General features: G+C 54.5%; 15 protein-coding genes. 9 read left to right on the top strand and 6 right to left on the bottom strand.

The window, feature by feature from the left end; translation table 11 throughout:
* Window positions 1-465, bottom strand: coding sequence for an SRPBCC family protein (locus NQT62_RS07400; protein ID WP_256764033.1), 465 nt, complete (start codon window positions 463-465; stop codon window positions 1-3).
* Window positions 466-860: 395 nt separating this feature from the next.
* Between NQT62_RS07400 and NQT62_RS07395 the strand changes: the two genes are divergently transcribed.
* The 6 genes from NQT62_RS07395 (at window position 861) to NQT62_RS07370 (ending at window position 11,199) form a co-directional block, all read left to right on the top strand.
* Window positions 861-3,356 carry an acyl-CoA dehydrogenase gene (locus NQT62_RS07395; RefSeq protein ID WP_256764032.1) on the top strand — a complete coding sequence of 832 codons (2,496 nt, stop codon included), beginning with the start codon at window positions 861-863 and terminating at the stop codon, window positions 3,354-3,356.
* A gap of 116 nt (window positions 3,357-3,472) precedes the next feature.
* Window positions 3,473-5,260: an MFS transporter gene (locus tag NQT62_RS07390; RefSeq protein WP_256764031.1), complete on the top strand. Its 1,788-nt coding sequence runs from the start codon at window positions 3,473-3,475 to the stop codon at window positions 5,258-5,260.
* Window positions 5,261-5,583: 323 nt separating this feature from the next.
* Window positions 5,584-7,452, top strand: coding sequence for a PrkA family serine protein kinase (locus NQT62_RS07385; protein ID WP_370569152.1), 1,869 nt, complete (start codon window positions 5,584-5,586; stop codon window positions 7,450-7,452).
* An 11-nt stretch (window positions 7,453-7,463) separates the two neighbouring features.
* Window positions 7,464-8,720, top strand: a complete 1,257-nt coding sequence (locus NQT62_RS07380; protein ID WP_256764029.1) for a YeaH/YhbH family protein — start codon at window positions 7,464-7,466, stop codon at window positions 8,718-8,720.
* Between the two features lie 18 nt (window positions 8,721-8,738).
* Window positions 8,739-10,205: a SpoVR family protein gene (locus NQT62_RS07375; RefSeq protein ID WP_256764028.1), complete on the top strand. Its 1,467-nt coding sequence runs from the start codon at window positions 8,739-8,741 to the stop codon at window positions 10,203-10,205.
* Complete coding sequence (locus NQT62_RS07370; RefSeq protein ID WP_256764027.1) at window positions 10,195-11,199, top strand: aminotransferase class I/II-fold pyridoxal phosphate-dependent enzyme; 1,005 nt, start codon at window positions 10,195-10,197, stop codon at window positions 11,197-11,199. Before NQT62_RS07375 ends, NQT62_RS07370 begins: the two co-directional genes overlap by 11 nt.
* A 20-nt stretch (window positions 11,200-11,219) precedes the next feature.
* Here NQT62_RS07370 and NQT62_RS07365 read toward each other — a convergent pair whose 3' ends face one another.
* The 5 genes from NQT62_RS07365 to NQT62_RS07345 form a co-directional block, all read right to left on the bottom strand.
* Complete coding sequence (locus tag NQT62_RS07365; protein WP_256764026.1) at window positions 11,220-11,687, bottom strand: RDD family protein; 468 nt, start codon at window positions 11,685-11,687, stop codon at window positions 11,220-11,222.
* A 9-nt stretch (window positions 11,688-11,696) separates the two neighbouring features.
* A complete protein-coding gene (locus tag NQT62_RS07360; RefSeq protein WP_256764025.1) occupies window positions 11,697-12,122 on the bottom strand; it encodes a DUF3106 domain-containing protein in 426 nt (141 codons plus the stop codon).
* A 17-nt stretch (window positions 12,123-12,139) separates the two neighbouring features.
* Complete coding sequence (locus NQT62_RS07355) at window positions 12,140-12,643, bottom strand: DUF3619 family protein (protein ID WP_256764024.1); 504 nt, start codon at window positions 12,641-12,643, stop codon at window positions 12,140-12,142.
* Entirely contained in the window at window positions 12,640-13,200 is a 561-nt protein-coding gene (locus NQT62_RS07350; protein WP_256764023.1) for an RNA polymerase sigma factor, read from the bottom strand. The genes NQT62_RS07355 and NQT62_RS07350 overlap by 4 nt, the downstream gene beginning before the upstream one ends.
* 227 nt (window positions 13,201-13,427) lie before the next feature.
* Entirely contained in the window at window positions 13,428-13,559 is a 132-nt protein-coding gene (locus tag NQT62_RS07345; RefSeq protein ID WP_256764022.1) for a hypothetical protein, read from the bottom strand.
* A gap of 39 nt (window positions 13,560-13,598) precedes the next feature.
* Here NQT62_RS07345 and NQT62_RS07340 point away from each other — a divergent pair, with 39 nt between their 5' ends.
* The 3 genes from NQT62_RS07340 to ilvC are packed head-to-tail and all read left to right on the top strand — an operon-like array spanning window position 13,599 to window position 16,880.
* A complete protein-coding gene (locus NQT62_RS07340) occupies window positions 13,599-15,311 on the top strand; it encodes an acetolactate synthase 3 catalytic subunit (protein WP_256764021.1) in 1,713 nt (570 codons plus the stop codon).
* Between the two features lie 19 nt (window positions 15,312-15,330).
* Window positions 15,331-15,822, top strand: coding sequence for an acetolactate synthase small subunit (gene ilvN / locus NQT62_RS07335; protein ID WP_256764020.1), 492 nt, complete (start codon window positions 15,331-15,333; stop codon window positions 15,820-15,822).
* Window positions 15,823-15,863: 41 nt separating this feature from the next.
* A complete protein-coding gene (ilvC, locus tag NQT62_RS07330; protein ID WP_256764019.1) occupies window positions 15,864-16,880 on the top strand; it encodes a ketol-acid reductoisomerase in 1,017 nt (338 codons plus the stop codon).
* Window positions 16,881-16,937: the final 57 nt, after the last annotated feature.

Here is a 16,937-nt window from a genome sequence, read left to right as displayed (position 1 = left end):
TCAGGACTCGAGCTTGGCCTTGACGCGGTCAATGAAGGTGCCCACTTGGGCTTCAAACTCCGATTTCACAATGCCTTCAGCAATGCCTTTCATCAGGCGGGGCACAGGCATTTCAAATTCACCGCTGGACCGGAAAGCAATGGAACAGGCCTTGTCGCCCTTGGCCGTGATCACCCAACCACCAGACACCTGTGCGTTGCCATCTCCAGGTGCGGGGTTCCAGTCGATCTTTGACGCGCCATCATTGGTGTACTTCACGGTGTATTTCACTTGGTGGGATAAACCACCCGCACCAATTTTCTCCATTTCCCAGCGCCACACGCCGTCTTTCAGTTCCACGATTTTGTCGAGCTTGGGGAAGAGTGTGGTGGTGTCGGCCACATTGGCCAGTTGATCGAAGGCTTTTTTTGCCGAACAGGCCACATTGAATGTGCGTTCGATTTTTACGTTCACGTTGACTGCCATTTTCTCCTCTCTGCTTTGTTGTGGTTTGTTCTTGTCGGGGTTATACACCCCGAGCGTTGCTTGAAGTGTATCGGGTTCTCGCCCGCATGGTGAGGGCATTTGCACAACTATTGCACGCCCGGCTGCGGCTTTGCGGGGCACACCTTGGGCCTGACGATTGTTCACATTGCCTCTTTTGCATTGCAAAACCTGTTCGATCGAGGAATTGTATGGTTTTCAGGCGATTGCATCCAAGTGTTTGTTTTTATTGGTGCAACGCAACACAACAACTTGAATGATTTCGAATTGAGCCTCTAGAAAAAAGGCGGTTTTTTTGCTGCAATGAGGTTGACAGTTGTTCACCGAAAGCGCATGTTACGCTCCAGTAACTTTGATGGCATTCAAGGGGATTTACCATGTCAAACGTTCTTTTTGGTCTTTTCGCAGCCGTTGTGCTGGTAGGCCTCGTCTACAGCGGCGCAAGCCTGCTGACCTTCACTGCTGCCGTTGGCGCTGCTGCTTTGGGCTTCTATGCCCTGGGTGGTTTGGGTACGGTTGGCCTCACCATTTTCGCGGTGCTGTATGTGCCTGTGGCGGTGGTGCTCAACGTGCCGGCCCTGCGTCGTGGTGTGTTGACTTCTCCAATTTTCAAGGCATTTTCCAAAGCCTTGCCCGCCATGAGCCAAACCGAAAAGGATGCGCTGGAAGCGGGCGACACCTGGTGGGAAGCCGAAATGTTTGGCGGCAAGCCAGACTGGTCCAAGCTCATGAACGTGAAGTACACCGAGCTGACCGCCGACGAAAAATCGTTCCTTGAGAACGAAACCGAAGAACTCTGCAAAATGCTCGACGACTGGAAGATCACCTTCGAACTGAAGGATCTGCCTCAGGAAGTGTGGGATTTCATGGGCAAGAACAAGTTCTTCGCCATGTTGATTGCCAAAGAGCACGGCGGTTTGGGTTTCTCTCCCTACGCACAAAGCTGTGTGGTGGCCAAAATCGCTACCCGTTCGCTGACTGCCTCCGTGACCGTGATGGTTCCCAACTCCCTGGGCCCAGGCGAACTGATCATGCACTACGGCACGCAAGAGCAGAAAGACTACTGGCTGCCTCGCTTGGTGGATGGCCGGGAAATTCCTTGTTTCGGTTTGACCGGCCCCGAAGTGGGTTCCGATGCCTCCGCTATTCCTGATACTGGTGTTGTGGTTAAGCGCAACATCAACGGCAAAGAAGAGCTGGGCATTATGCTGAACTTCAGCAAGCGCTACATCACCCTGGCTCCTGTGGCCACTGTGGTTGGTTTGGCATTCAAACTGAAAGACCCACAAGGCCTGCTTGGGGATGCCAGCAAAACTGATTACGGCATTACTTGCGCCCTGTTGCCCGCGGACACCGCTGGTGTACAGATTGGTCGCCGCCACTTCCCGGGCGCCGTGTTCATGAACGGCCCGATCATTGGCCGCGATGTGTACATTCCACTGAGCTCCATCATTGGTGGCCGTGAAATGGCCGGCAAGGGATGGCGCATGCTGGTGGAATGTCTGTCGGCCGGCCGTGGCATTTCACTGCCCGCCTTGTCAGCCGCATCCGGGTGGGGCATGTACCTCGCCACTGGTGCCTATGCCCGCATTCGTCGCCAGTTCAAGTTGCCCATTGGCAAATTTGAAGGCGTTCAGGAAGCCACGGGTAAAATTGGTGGCCTGACCTACAAGTTGGAAGCATCCCGTGTGTTGACTGCCACCGCTTGTGCAGAATGTGCACCGTCGGTTGTTACTGCGATGATGAAATACCACATGACCGAAATGATGCGCGAAATCATTCTGCGCTCCATGGACGTACACGGCGGCCGTACCGTCATTCTTGGCCCACGCAACTACCTCGGCCAAGCCTACCAGGCCATGCCGGTGGCAATCACCGTGGAAGGTGCCAACATCATGACGCGTAACCTGATCGTGTTTGGTCAGGGTGCCATTCGCTGTCATCCCTGGGTGTTGAAGGAAATGCAAGCTGCCCAGAACCCCAACAAGGCAGAAGGTCTGCGCGACTTTGACAAGGCATTCTTTGGTCACTTGGGCCACATTTTCAACCGCGCCATGCGTGCCTTGGTACTGGGCTTGACTGGCAACCGCCTGGCCAAGAGCCCTGTGTCTGGCGAAATGGCCGTGTACGCCAAAGCGCTGGAGCGCCGTTCCGCTGCATTGGCTTTCACTGCTGATGTGGCCATGGGTGTGTTGGGTGGCGAACTGAAGCGCCGTGAGCGCCTGTCTTCCCGCCTGGGCGATGTGTTGAGCCACCTGTACATGGCCACAGCCGTGATCAAGTACTACGAGACCAACGGCCGCAACAAGGAAGAACTGGCGCATGCCAAGTGGGCCATTGAAGATTCCATCGCTGAAATCGACAAAGCTTTTGTTGAATTCAACCGCAATTTCCCCGTGAAGGCGATTGGTGGTCTGCTGAACTTCGTGGCATTCCCCTTCGGCATGGGCAAGACCCGCGGTCCTAGCGACACGCTGAACGCTCAAGTGGCCGACCTGATGATGGAACGCAACGTGTTTGCTGAGCGTCTGCTGGACAAGGTATTTGTTGGTGAGGGTTCGTCCGATCCAACCGGCCGTATCCTGGAAGCCGCTGACAAGCTGCTCTCGATTGAGCCCGGCTACAGCAACTTCCTGAAGGCCGTGTCGTCTGGCAAAGTGGTTGGCGAAGGCCTGGAAGCCCAACTGAAAGACGCGGTGGCCAAGAAGCTGATCTCCGCTGAATTGGCTCAAGGTATTCGGGAATATGAGCCCATTCGCTTTGACGCCATCCTCACCGATGACTTCAGCAAGGACTACCTGCGCACCAACGGCCAAATCCCGGATGAAATCATTGAAGCCAAGCCTGTGTCCGAGTACAAGGAAGCTGCTTGATTTAACAAAGGAAGTTTTTTTGCTGCGACTTTGTTGTAGTAAAAACGGCTCAAAAGCCCGGCCTAGGCCGGGCTTTTTTTATGTCTGTTCCCGGGCATTTGCGCTATGCTGATTGCATGGCCCTTTCACTGATACGCGACAAACGCTTCGGCGCTTTTTTCTGGACGCAGTTTCTCGGCGCGTTCAACGACAATCTTTTGAAATTTGCAGTCACCCTGGCGGTGACCTACAACGAGGCGCTGCGCGGCGACTGGTCGGCTGGTTTGCTGGTCAATCTCATCGCGGGTCTGTTCATATTGCCTTTCGTGATCTTCTCGGCAACCAGTGGACAGCTGGCTGACAAATACGACAAAACCAAAGTGATGCGCCTGGCCAAATGGCTAGAGCCGTTCATCGTGCTCATCACAGGCCTTGGCTTTGTTCTGAATTCGGTGGAATTGCTGGTCACTGCGGTGTTTCTATTGGGGTCGCAGGCCGCCTTCTTTGGGCCCGCTAAATATGCCTATTTGCCAGACCAACTCAAGCCGCATGAATTGGTGATGGCCAATGCTGTGGTCGAATCCGCAACATTCATGGCCATCCTGCTGGGCACCATCGCCGCAGGTGGTTTAATGAGTGCAGATGCCGGTCACACCGTGGTGTATGTGGTGTGCGGTTTTGGTTTGTTGGTGGCGCTGGCTGGTGTATGGTCAGCCCATCGCATGCCGCTCACACCCTCTCATTCAGCCGGTCTAATCGTGAACTGGAACGTGGTGTCTGAAACTTGGCGCAATGTGCGTTTTGCCACCCAGCTCTCGGCGGTTTGGCCGTCTTTGTTGGGTATTTCCTGGCTGTGGTTTGTCGGGGCCACTTACCTTACGCAATTTCCGTTGTTGACCAAAACCGTGTTCAATGCCAGTGCCGGTGTGGCCACTGTCTTGCTGTTTTCGTTCACGGTGGGCTTGGGTATCGGTGCGTTTTGGTGCGAGCGTTTGTCCCACAAGCGAATTGAAATGGGCCTGGTTCTGGTCGGGTTGGTGGTGATGGTGTTTTCCGGCTTGCTGTTGCATGGGGTTCTCATCAACTATCCGTCTGTTGGCAGTCAGCAAGGTGTGCTGCTGTTTTTCTCGCAAGTTCGTAACATCGGGATTCTTCTGCTGTTTGTAGCCATCAGTGCTGGGGTCGGCTTGTACAGCGTGCCCCTGTATTCCACCATGCAAGCCTTGGCACCCAAAGAGGCCCGCTCGCGAGTGGTGTCTGCCAACAACATCGTCAATTCATTTTTCATGGTTGTTTCTGCTGGCTTCGCCATCGCGATTTTGATGGGTACGCAAGGCCAGGTGGTGTGGGTGTTTTCAGCGGTCACGGCGCTTAATGCGGTTGCGCTTGGTTTGTGGTGGTTCAAGCAACCGTACGTGGTGCTGCGCGCTGCGCTGTTGTTCAAGGTCCAGCGCCGCCATTTGCCACAACTGGCCGATGTCGATCACCTGGGCGAACCGGGTGGGCACCTGATCGTGTTTCCAACCTTGTTGCATGAAAACCATCTGCACCGCATGGCCGGCCTTCCGCTGGAAATGACCGTCGTTTTGTCAGGGCGCCTGAAGTCCAGTCGTTTTGTGGCCTGGATGCGAAAACACCGGTTTATCCTTGAATTTACCAAATTGTCGGAAGTGGATGCCCAAAAGGAACTGATTCGCCAGATTGCTGCGCACATGCAAGAGGAACGCTCGATTGCCATCGACAAACCCATGTACGAACTCTTGCGCCGACAATATCGGCTGGATGACATGCCTGCTGTGTTGGCCAAAAAAGGGGTCAGCATGGGCATTCTAGAATTTCAAGAAGAATTGAAGAATGAGCATGCAATTTCCCAGCCGATTTGGCGTCTAAGTAAACGAATGCTCCAACCCGCTCAAGGGATGTGAGCAAGCGATTGATAAGGGGATAGTGAACCTGAAAGAATTAATCCGCGATGAAGGGCGAACGCTGTTTGAGGCACCAAAACAGCGCATGGGCAAACTGGCAAGGTGGCCTGCTTTTTGCAACTTGATCGGCAGATGGGAATGTTGGATTTGAGCGCGAAATGAAATCGTGCGCAGGTCAGATTGTGCGTAAGCACGAGCGGTGAAAGCGAGTTGTGCAGGAGGGAACCATGAACACTGAGCTTGACAAACCAACTGTGAATTCCGGCGGTGAAGACCTATTTGGTCAGTTCCAGTCCCGATATTCATCCCTTCAACAAACCGAGATGAGCCTTGAGGAGTATCTCGAACTGTGCAAGGTCGAACCCATGACCTATGCCAGCGCTGCCGAACGCATGCTGCATGCCATCGGTCAGCCCGAGGTCATCGACACCCGAAACGACCCTCGACTCTCTCGTCTGTTTGCCAATCGGGTACTTCGCCGGTATCCCTCCTTCAAAGAGTTCTATGGCATGGAGGAGGTGATTGAAAACATCGTGGCTTACTTCCGTCACGCCGCGCAAGGCTTGGAGGAACGTAAACAGGTGCTTTACCTGCTGGGGCCTGTGGGCAGTGCCAAATCATCGCTGGCGGAGCGGCTGAAAGCCCTGATGGAGCAAATGCCCATTTATGCACTCAAAGGTTCGCCAGTGAATGAAAGCCCATTGGGGCTGTTTGATCCAGCCCAGTTCGGCTCATCCCTGGAAGACAAATATGGCATTCCCAAACGGTACCTGACGGGCATCGCCAGTCCTTGGGCCACCAAACGGATGAAAGAGTTTGGCGGTGATCTGCGCAAGTTTCGTGTGGTTCGCCTGATGCCATCGACGCTTAACCAAGTGGCGATCGCCAAAACCGAACCAGGCGATGAAAATAACCAGGACATTTCCGCCTTGGTGGGCAAGGTCGACATTCGCATGTTGAACCAGTTCAGCCAGGACGATCCCGATGCCTACAGCTTTTCAGGTGGTCTGTGTCTGGCCAACCAGGGGCTGCTCGAATTTGTGGAAATGTTCAAGGCACCCATCAAGATGTTGCACCCCTTACTTACCGCAACGCAGGAACGCAATTTCAAGGGCACGGAGGGCTTCGGCTCCATTCCGTTTGACGGCATTATCCTGGCGCACAGCAATGAGTCTGAATGGCAGCAGTTCCGCAACAACAAGACCAACGAAGCCTTCCTGGACCGGGTGTATATCGTCAAGGTGCCGTATTGCCTGCGCGTGTCCGAAGAAGTCAAGATTTATGAAAAGTTGTTGGAGCATTCATCGCTCAAAAAAGCACCTTGCGCACCCGGCACATTGAACATGATGGCTCAGTTCAGTGTGCTGACGCGGCTGAAGGAACCCGCCAACAGCAACCTGTATAGCAAAATGCGCGTGTACGACGGTGAGAATCTGAAAGACGTCGACCCACATGCCAAGCCTTTGCAGGAATATCGTGATGCAGCCGGTCCGGATGAGGGTATGCAGGGCTCGTCCACCCGTTGGGCTTACAAAGTGTTGTCCAAGGTATTTAACTTTGATCACCATGAAATTGCCGCCAACCCGGTACACCTGCTGTACGTGCTGGAGCAGCAAGTGATCAAGGACAACCTGCCAGAAGAACAAACCCGGAAATACCTGGACTTTGTAAAGAGTTACCTCACACCCAAATACGCCGAGTTTGTGGCCAAGGAAATTCAAACGGCCTACCTGGAGAGCTACAGCGAGTACGGTCAAAACCTGTTCGAGCGTTATATCCAGTTTGCCGACAAGTGGATTCAGAACGAAGAGTTCCGCGACCCGGCCACCGGTCAAATTTATGACCGCGAATCGCTGAACGAAGAGCTTAACCGGATTGAAAAGCCTGCAGGCATTGCCAACCCGAAAGACTTCCGCAACGAGGTGGTGAACTTTGTGTTGCGTGCCCAAGCCAGCAATGCGGGTGTAATGCCCTCTTGGACCAGCTACGAAAAGCTGCGTGAAGTGATTGAACGCAGCATGTTCAGCAAAACCGAGGACTTGCTGCCAGTCATTTCCTTTGACGCAAAAGGCTCCAAGGAAAATCAGGACAAGCATGACAACTTTGTGGACCGCATGGTCACCAAGGGTTACACCGAGAAGCAAGTGCGCTTGCTGGTCGAATGGCATTTGCGGGTGAAGAAAGCGTCGTAAGGATTCACGACATGGGCGATTCAACCATCATTGATCGCAGGCTGAATGGCAAGCATCGAAGCTTGCCGAATCGGGAACGGTTCATTCGTCGCTACAAGTCACAGCTGAAAAAGGCGGTGTCGGATGTGGCGGGCGAGTCGTCCATCTCCGATGTCAGCGGCGATGGTAAGGTCAAGGTTCGTATTCCAACACGCGAGGTGTCTGAGCCCACCTTTGTGTATGGGCAGGGGGGCGATACCGAACGTGTGGTACCGGGTAACCGGGACTTTGTGCCCGGTGATCACATTCCGCGTCCGCAGGGTGGCGGGCAAGGGCAGGGTGGTAACGACCCCGGGGAAGGCAGTGGAGAAGATGCTTTCACTTTTGTGTTGTCGCGTGAGGAATTTTTAAACCTCTACTTTGACGACCTTGAGTTACCCGAGTTGCTCAAGCGTGAAATTTCCTCTGTCAAACGCTTCAAAAGCCGCAATGCAGGTTACACCCGCTCGGGCGCACCAACCGCCTTGTCGGTCATTCGAACCATGAAGGCTTCGCTAATGCGGCGTGTGGCACTAGAGCCTCGTGAAGAAGATGAAGAGGACGACGGTCAGCACGATCAACTCGATCTGGATTTGCCAGACCCGTCCAAGCGGCCATATGTGCCGTTTCTGGATGAAGTGGATTTGCGGTTTCGCCATCGCGTGGTGTATCCCGAACCCTCCACCAATGCGGTCATGTTTTGCTTGATGGACGTCTCCGCCTCCATGGATGAAGCCAAGAAGGATTTGGCAAAGCGTTTTTACACCTTGCTGTATTTGTTTTTGACGCGCAAATATGAGGAGGTGAAGTTGGTGTTTATTCGGCACACCGATGAAGCCGAAGAGGTGACTGAAGAAGATTTCTTCTACGGTAAAAAAAGTGGCGGAACCGAGATTTTGCCCGCCATGCAGTTGGTGCATGACATCATCGAGAAGCGATACCACGGCAGCGCCTGGAACGTGTACGTCGCCCAGGCTTCCGATGGCGATGCCACCTCGCGGGACGCCAAACGCAGTACCGATTACCTCATCCAACACATCATGCCCCATGTGCGTTACTACGCCTACGTAGAAACCATGCCCACACCGATGTTTGGCATGGCGCGCGCCTCCGATTTGTGGGAGAGTTTCGAAGCCGTTGAAGAACAGTGTGCAGGGCACTTCGCCATGCGCAAGCTGTTCAACCGTCGCGACATTTATCCAGTGTTTCGCGGATTGTTTGAAAAAAAAGAGACGGCATTCGGCCGTTGAGCGTTGGGAGGGAAAGCCATGGGCAAGCGCCTGGATTCCGCTGGCAATGAATGGACATTCGAATTGCTTCGCGACATCGACGAGGCCGTGCATGACATCGCCGCCAATACCTACAAGCTGGATACTTACCCCAACCAGATTGAGGTCATCAGCGCCGAGCAAATGCTGGATGCCTATTCCAGCGGTGCCATGCCTGTAATGTACCCGCACTGGAGTTATGGCAAATCCTTTTCGGTCAACGAGCATCTGTACGAGACAGGCCAGCAGAATCTGGCCTATGAAGTGGTCATCAACAGCAATCCCTGCATTTCTTACCTCATGGAAGAAAACACCATGACCATGCAGACCCTGGTGATTGCGCATGCTTGCTATGGTCACAACTCGTTTTTCAAGGGCAATTACCTCTTTCGTCAGTGGACGCAGGCCGACGCCATCATCGACTACCTGGTGTTTGCCAAAAAGTACGTGATGGAGTGCGAGGAGAAATACGGTTTCGATGCGGTGGAGGAAGTGTTGGATGCCGCCCATGCCATTCAGCATTTTGGCGTGGACCGCTACAAACGCCGTTTTGAATCGGAAGCGTCAGTAAGGGCCCGGCGGGATGATCTCGCCGAGGAAAAGCGCAGGCAGTACGATGAAATCATGGCCAAAGTCTCGCCGGTGGAGGCGGCCAAGATTGAGCGCAAGCAAGACAACTACCCGCCAGAGCCCGTGGAAAACCTGCTTTACTTTATCGAAAAAGAGGCGCCCAAATTGCGGGATTGGGAGCGTGAACTGGTTCGGATTGTTCGCAAAATGTCCCAATATTTTTATCCCCAGGGGCAGACCAAGGTGATGAACGAAGGTTGGGCCAGTTTTTGGCACTACACCCTGCTCAATACGCTCTACGATCGAAAGCAAGTGTCCGACGGGTTTATGTTGGAGTTCCTGACCTCGCACACCAATGTGGTGTTTCAACCCGATTCACGGGATGGTCGTTACCGTGCACTGAACCCCTACGCCTTGGGCTTTGCCATGTTTGCGGACATTCGCCGCTTGTGTGAAAAGCCCACCGATGAGGATCGTGCCTGGTTTCCCGAGTTGGCCGGCACAGGCGATTGGCTGAAAGCCATTGACTTTGCCATGCGCAACTTCAAGGACGAATCATTCATCCGGCAGTTTTTGTCTCCCAAAGTGATTCGTGATTTCCGTTTGTTCGCAATTGCGGACCACGTCAATGAGAGCGACCTGGTCATTGACAGCATTCACAACGACGAGGGCTATCGCCGCATTCGGACCCTGTTGGCCGATCAATATTCCCGTGAAAGCACAGTGCCCGACATTCAGGTCACATCGTATGCACGGATGACAGACCGCTCCTTGACCCTGAGTCATATGAGTCGACGTGGGCGACCACTGAACGATGGCGAAGCTGAAAAAACCCTAGCCCATGTGGAACGTCTCTGGGGCTTCCCGGTTCATCTGGAAACCCTTGATGTTCATTGACACCCGGATTGCAGCGGCGGCAAAGCTCGATTTGTCGGGTTCTGTTGCCCCCGATGAATTGCCACTTCCCCCCATGCCTGCAGACATCTGGGCAAAGGCCGATGTATTGCGTTCCCATTTTCATGCGCGTGCCCGCCAGTTCTTTGATTGCGAATCGGTGTTGGCCGTCACTGGCATTGAAAGTGGTATTTCGGGTTTGGCGCGTTTGTTCCAAACCTGGTATGGCAGCATGCGCATCGTGTTGGCCGAGCCCAGTTTTGATCAATGGGACAAGCGCTTCCGACGGGCCAGTCACATCGTGCTGGATTGGCCCGTGGACATGATTCTGGAGGGAGACATTCCAGAGTGCGATGTTTTGATCCTTGCTCGCCCGGTCAATCCAACCTGCGAATTGATCTCGATTGAGCGCGTCAAGGCCCTGGCGCATCAATTGCGCCAACAGGGCGGTTGGCTCATTCTGGATGAGGCTTATCTGGATTGGACCGATGAGCCCAGCTATGCGGCTTGGATTGATGACTGTCCGGCCATTGTGCTGCGCTCGGTGGCCCCGTTCTCTGGTCTGCAGGGCGCTAACCTGGCTTTTGTGTGTGCGCCCAAGGCGGTTTGTTCCGCTTTGCTCAATGAGGTGGGCACACAGGCGGTGTCAGCGCCTCAGTGGTGGCTGGCGTTGCAGTTTTTTGAGGCAGCGGGCTGGCGGGTGGAGCAACGCGCGCGGTTGCGTGAGGCCGTTGGGCGATTGGAACGATTGTGGTCCACCACACTCGGGGTTGAGGACGATCTGTACAAGGGAGGCTACTTCGTGGCATTTCGGCATGTCGACACCGAAACCTGGGCGCATCAGCTGGAGCGATTGGGAATTCTGGTTCGAACCTACCCAACCGAGCAGGGTGTGTTGATTCGTTGTGGTGTACCGAAAACCGAGGCGGATTGGTTGCGTCTGGAGTTGGCCTTGCGCAGCCTGAGGAAACAACTCAAGGTAAAGGGGGGTGGTTGAACGATGCGGCTGTTGGGTGACTACACACGTGTGGCCTCTTCAACGCCCCGTGCGCGGGCCTTGGTGCTCACCAGCCGTGTGTTGCAAAGTCTGTCTTGCGCAAATTGGCCCTGTGGATCAAACCAGGAATAGATAAAACCCAGGCCACTGAGCGACAAAGGCCAGCAGATCAAGTACCGAAACAGAGCCTGTCCCCAACCGACCGCAGTGCCCTCGGCATTCACCAACTTGATGTGCCAGGTTTTCATGGCCAAGGTCTGGCCACCGTGCCGCCAAAACCAGACAAAATACAGTCCGATGACAAAAAACAGCCACGCCTGCCGTTGATGGCGAAGGTACAGCGCATGTTTGCTCTGGGTGAGTGTGTCGAAGAAATAGCCAGCGATAAACACCACACCGAACAGCAGCATGGTTTCGTAGAGCATGCAGGCTAGGCGCCGCTTACGACTGGGCGATATCAGACCATGGTCTAAAATGCGGATATTCATGGTTGTGGTTTAGCGGCCACGGCCGCGGGGGCGTTCCTGATAGCCCTCCCGCTCTTCCGGTCGAAGGGTTTGGTAGCTGTTCCAGCTTGAATTCTTCTCGCCTTGCTGTTTTTCTTGCAGGGCTTTGTAGTTGGCGCGTGCAGCGGCCTTTTCTTGTGGACTGAGCTCGCGCCAGGTACTAACGCGTTCACGCATCATGTTTTGCCGCTCTGGGGCCTCATTCTCGTACTTTTTCCCCACATGCAGCCAACGCTCTTGTTGAGCGGGTGTCATGTTATTCCAATCGTTGCGCATGGGTTCCAACAGTTCCTGCTGCTTCGGACTGAGCTGATTCCACGGTGTTTTTGCAAATACATCCGTGGTTTGTACCCCGAGGATGAACAGCAGGCCCGCCGTCAAGCTCCAGTGTTTCAAACGGATGACTGTGTGGTTCATGGTGAACTGGCTCCGATTCAAATGGCAGCCTGGCCCTCTGGGGCCAGTTTCTGAATCCATTCATCAATGGCGTCATCGGGCGGTAACTGGCCTTCTTTGGGTTGTTTCGTGGTGAAGTTCACAAAACCAGAATCCAGGTACGCGTCTGGTGGCAAGTCATCCGACAAAATGGCAGCGTCCAGATCCGCTGTTTCGGTGACCTTGGCGTTGTATGTGTCTGTCCCATATTTCACGACGCCCACCACGGAAACGGCAACAAAGGCAGCGCTGAGCGCCAGCGACAGTGCAGGGCGGTTGAACCAGCCTGACAATGTTTCGAAGAAGCCCGTCAAACCCCCGGTGGGCAGAGCCTTCATCACTGGCGATGATTTCTGGGCGTTTTGGGCCGATTTCAGCGCATGCGTCTGCAATGCTTTGGCGATTGAATCGTCCAGGCGTGACTGCACGTTGGACGGCAGTGATTTAACCGATTCGTCCAACATCCGCTTAATGATTGCTGCGGTAAGCCGTTCCTCGTTCATGACCTAAACCCTTGCTGTTTGAGCACAGCCGCCAACGCCTTCGTGGCCCGAGAGCAGTGAGTTTTCACGCTGCCCTCCGAGCATCCCATGATCTTTGCGGTCTCCGCCAAGTCCATCTCCTCCCAATAACGCAGCAGAAAGGCCTGACGTTGACGTTCCGGCAGGTTTTCAATGGCCTCCTGAATGGCCGCCATGTTTTGTTGTGTTTCCACTTCAGACTGAGCGCTGTCGTGCTGAGAGTCGTCTTGCGCTAGAAGGTTCTCCAGCACATCGTATTCTTCCTCTTCAGCTTTCTGGAAGCTTGAAAAGAGGGTGGTCCAGGTGTTTCTGACCTTCTGGCGCCGGTGATGGTCAAGAATCGTGTTTTGCAGGATGCGGGTGAACAACATCGGCAATTCCTCGGCCGGTTTGTCTCCGTATTTTTCCGACAGCTTCATCATGCTGTCTTGCACCAGGTCCAGTGCGCTTTCTTCATTCTTGACGGCGAACATGGCCTGTCGGAACGCCCTGGGCGTGACTTCCCGCAGAAATTCTTCAAGTTCTCTCGTGCTGGCCATGGTGTTCTGTCGCGTCTCGAGTGTGAAGAATCCGAAAGGGTGAGCGGGGTGGGACCAAGGTCCCAGCTTGTTTTAAATTGCCTAGGATGATAGCAAAGCAGCGGGCAAAATTCTTGACCGAAGGACGGTTAACCGCTACCATCGCGTTCTACCCTAATTTTGTCCTAGTCATCCAGCATACCCTTGTTGTTTTGGCGAAAGACGCGCTAGGGCGCTGAAACCGTGTTTCAGAAGCCCATGGCCAACCTGCCCGACATAATCGGGTCGAGATCGCCAGCGCTTTGCGACATGTCCACACCCACAAGGTTGTTCATCTCCCCAAAGCCTGTGCCCCACGGCAATGCGATCCAGGACGGCATCCGACCAATGTCCCGTGGATTTTGTCAGGATTTGAAAAAATGGAATATACCGGCGCGGAAATCGTTGTCAAATGTTTAGAAGAAGAAGGTGTCAAGCATGTTTTTGGCTACCCCGGTGGTGCCGTGCTGTACATCTACGATGCCATTTTCAAGCAAGATGGTTTTGAGCACATCCTCGTGCGTCATGAGCAAGCCGCTGTTCATGCAGCCGATGCTTACTCTCGCTCAAGCAACAAAGTTGGCGTGTGTCTGGTGACATCGGGCCCCGGCCTGACCAATGCGGTCACCGGCATTGCCACAGCCTACATGGACTCCATCCCGATGGTGATCCTGTCCGGCCAGGTGCCGACGCACGCCATTGGTCAAGATGCTTTTCAGGAATGCGACACCGTGGGCATTACCCGCCCCTGCGTGAAGCATAACTTCCTGGTGAAAGATGTCAAAGACCTTGCACGCGTGATGAAAGAGGCGTTTTACATCGCCCGCACCGGCCGCCCCGGCCCCGTGCTGGTGGACATTCCCAAGGACATCACCATCCACAAAACCACGTTTGATTACAGTGAGCCGGTGAAAATGCGCTCCTACAATCCAGTGGTTAAGGGTCATCAGGGGCAAATCAAAAAAGCGGTTCAGATGATCCTGGACGCCGAGCGCCCCATGATTTACACCGGCGGTGGTGTGGTGTTGGGTGATGCGTCCCCCGAGCTGCACCGATTGGTGGAATGGGTGGGTGCGCCCGTGACCAACACCCTGATGGGTTTGGGTGCCTTCAAGGCCACTGACAAAAAGTTTGTCGGCATGCCCGGCATGCATGGCACCTATGAAGCCAACATGGCCATGCAAAACTGCGACGTGCTGATTGCCATCGGCGCGCGTTTTGATGACCGTGTGATCGGTAATCCCAAGGATTTTGCGTCCATTCCTCGCAAAATCATTCACATCGATATTGATCCCTCCTCCATTTCCAAGCGCGTCAAGGTGGATGTACCCATTGTGGGCAACATCAAAGACGTGTTGGTTGACCTTCTGCAACTGCTGGATGAAAGCGGCCGCCGCGTCGACCAGGGCAAGCTTCAGGGTTGGTGGGCACAGGTTGAAAAGTGGCGCGAACGCAAGTGCTTGGGCTACGCCAATTCTGACGAAGTCATCAAGCCGCAGTTTGTGGTTGAAAAACTGTGGGAAGTCACGGGTGGTGATGCCTTCATCACTTCAGATGTGGGGCAGCATCAAATGTGGGCGGCCCAGTACTACAAGTTTGACAAACCCCGTCGCTGGATCAATTCCGGTGGCTTGGGTACCATGGGCGTCGGCCTGCCGTATGCCATGGGGGTTCAAATGGCCAACCCCGACGCGCTGGTGGCCTGTATCACGGGTGAGGCATCCATCCAGATGAACATCCAGGAACTGTCGACCTGTTTCCAGTACCACTTCACACCCAAGATTTGTAACCTGAACAACCGTTACCTGGGCATGGTTCGTCAGTGGCAGCAGCTGGATTACGGTTCCCGCTATTCCGAGAGCTACATGGACGCCTTGCCCGATTTCGTCAAACTGGTGGAAGCCTACGGCCATGTGGGCATGCAGATCACCAAACCCGCCGATGTGGAGCCCGCGCTGCGGGAGGCCTTTGGCAAGTACAAGGACCGCCTGGTGTTCATGGACTTCATCACCGACCGCACGGAAAACGTGTGGCCCATGGTGAAGGCCGGCAAAGGGCTGACCGAAATGCTGCTGGGTTCAGAGGAGCTGTAATCACATGGAAAACGCAAATATGAGACACATCATTTCCGTTCTCCTGGAGAACGAACCGGGCGCATTGTCCCGTGTGGTGGGCCTGTTCTCGGCCCGTGGTTACAACATTGAGACGTTGACTGTGGCCCCCACGGAAGACGAAACCCTGTCGCGCATGACCATCGTGACGGTGGGCTCCGATGACATCATCGAGCAGATCACCAAACACCTCAACCGCTTGATTGAAGTGGTAAAAGTGGTGGACCTGACCGACGGCCCGCACATCGAACGCGAGCTGATGCTGGTAAAATTGCGCGCAGTTGGCAAAGAGCGGGAAGAGATTAAGCGCACCGCTGATATCTTCCGCGGCCGCATCATTGATGTGACCGAGAAAAGCTACACCATCGAACTGACTGGCAACAAGTCGAAACTGGATGCATTCCTGGACGCGATTGACCGCACCGCCATTCTGGAGACTGTCCGTACCGGCAGCTCCGGCATTGGCCGCGGAGAACGCATTCTCCGCGTGTAATCCGCAAGCCATTAACCTCACATTGACGCAAGGAAACTGACATGAAAGTGTATTACGACAAAGATGCGGATCTGTCCCTGATCCAGAAGAAGAAAGTGTCCATCATCGGCTACGGCTCACAGGGCCATGCCCACGCACAAAACCTGCGTGACTCGGGTGTGGACGTGGTGGTTGGCCTGCGCAAAGGTGGTGCTTCCTGGTCCAAAGCCGAAGGCGCCGGCCTGAAAGTGAAGGAAGTGGCCGATGCCGTTCGCGAAGCCGACGTGGTCATGATCCTGTTGCCCGACGAGAACATTCCTGATGTGTACAACAAGGAAGTGGCCCCCAACATCAAGCCCGGTGCGGCTTTGGCGTTTGCCCACGGCTTTAACGTGCATTACAACCAAGTGGTACCCCGCGCTGACATCGACGTCATCATGATCGCCCCCAAAGGCCCAGGCCACACCGTGCGTTCCGAATACCTCAAAGGTGGTGGCGTTCCTTCCCTGATCGCGATTTATCAGGACAAGTCAGGCTCTGCCAAAGACGTGGCGCTGGCCTACGCTGCCGCCAACGGTGGCACCAAAGGTGGCGTGATCGAGACCAACTTCCGTGAAGAAACCGAAACCGACCTGTTCGGTGAGCAAGCCGTTCTGTGCGGTGGCGCCGTTGAACTGGTGAAGGCCGGTTTTGAAACCCTGGTCGAAGCCGGTTACGCACCTGAAATGGCCTACTTCGAGTGTCTGCACGAACTGAAACTGATCGTGGACCTGATGTACGAAGGCGGTATTGCTAACATGAACTACTCCATTTCCAACAATGCGGAATATGGTGAGTACGTGACCGGCCAGCGTGTGATTGCCGACCAGGCTCGTGCTGCCATGAAGGAATGTCTGACCAACATCCAGAACGGTGAATACGCCAAGCGTTTCATCCTGGAAGGTCGTACCAACTACCCGGAAATGACCGCCCGTCGCCGTTTGAACGCAGCACACCCCATTGAAGTGGTGGGTGCACAGTTGCGCGCCATGATGCCTTGGATCTCCAAGAACAAGTTGGTTGATCAGTCCAAGAACTGATCGTGCTTTGCCAGACCAATTTTGGTCTGACTTTGACTGAACCCCAACCATCAAATG

The sequence above is a fragment of the Limnobacter humi genome, assembly GCF_024518835.1.
Lineage (GTDB): Bacteria > Pseudomonadota > Gammaproteobacteria > Burkholderiales > Burkholderiaceae_B > Limnobacter > Limnobacter humi.
This window is presented reverse-complemented; position numbering and strand designations above follow the sequence as displayed.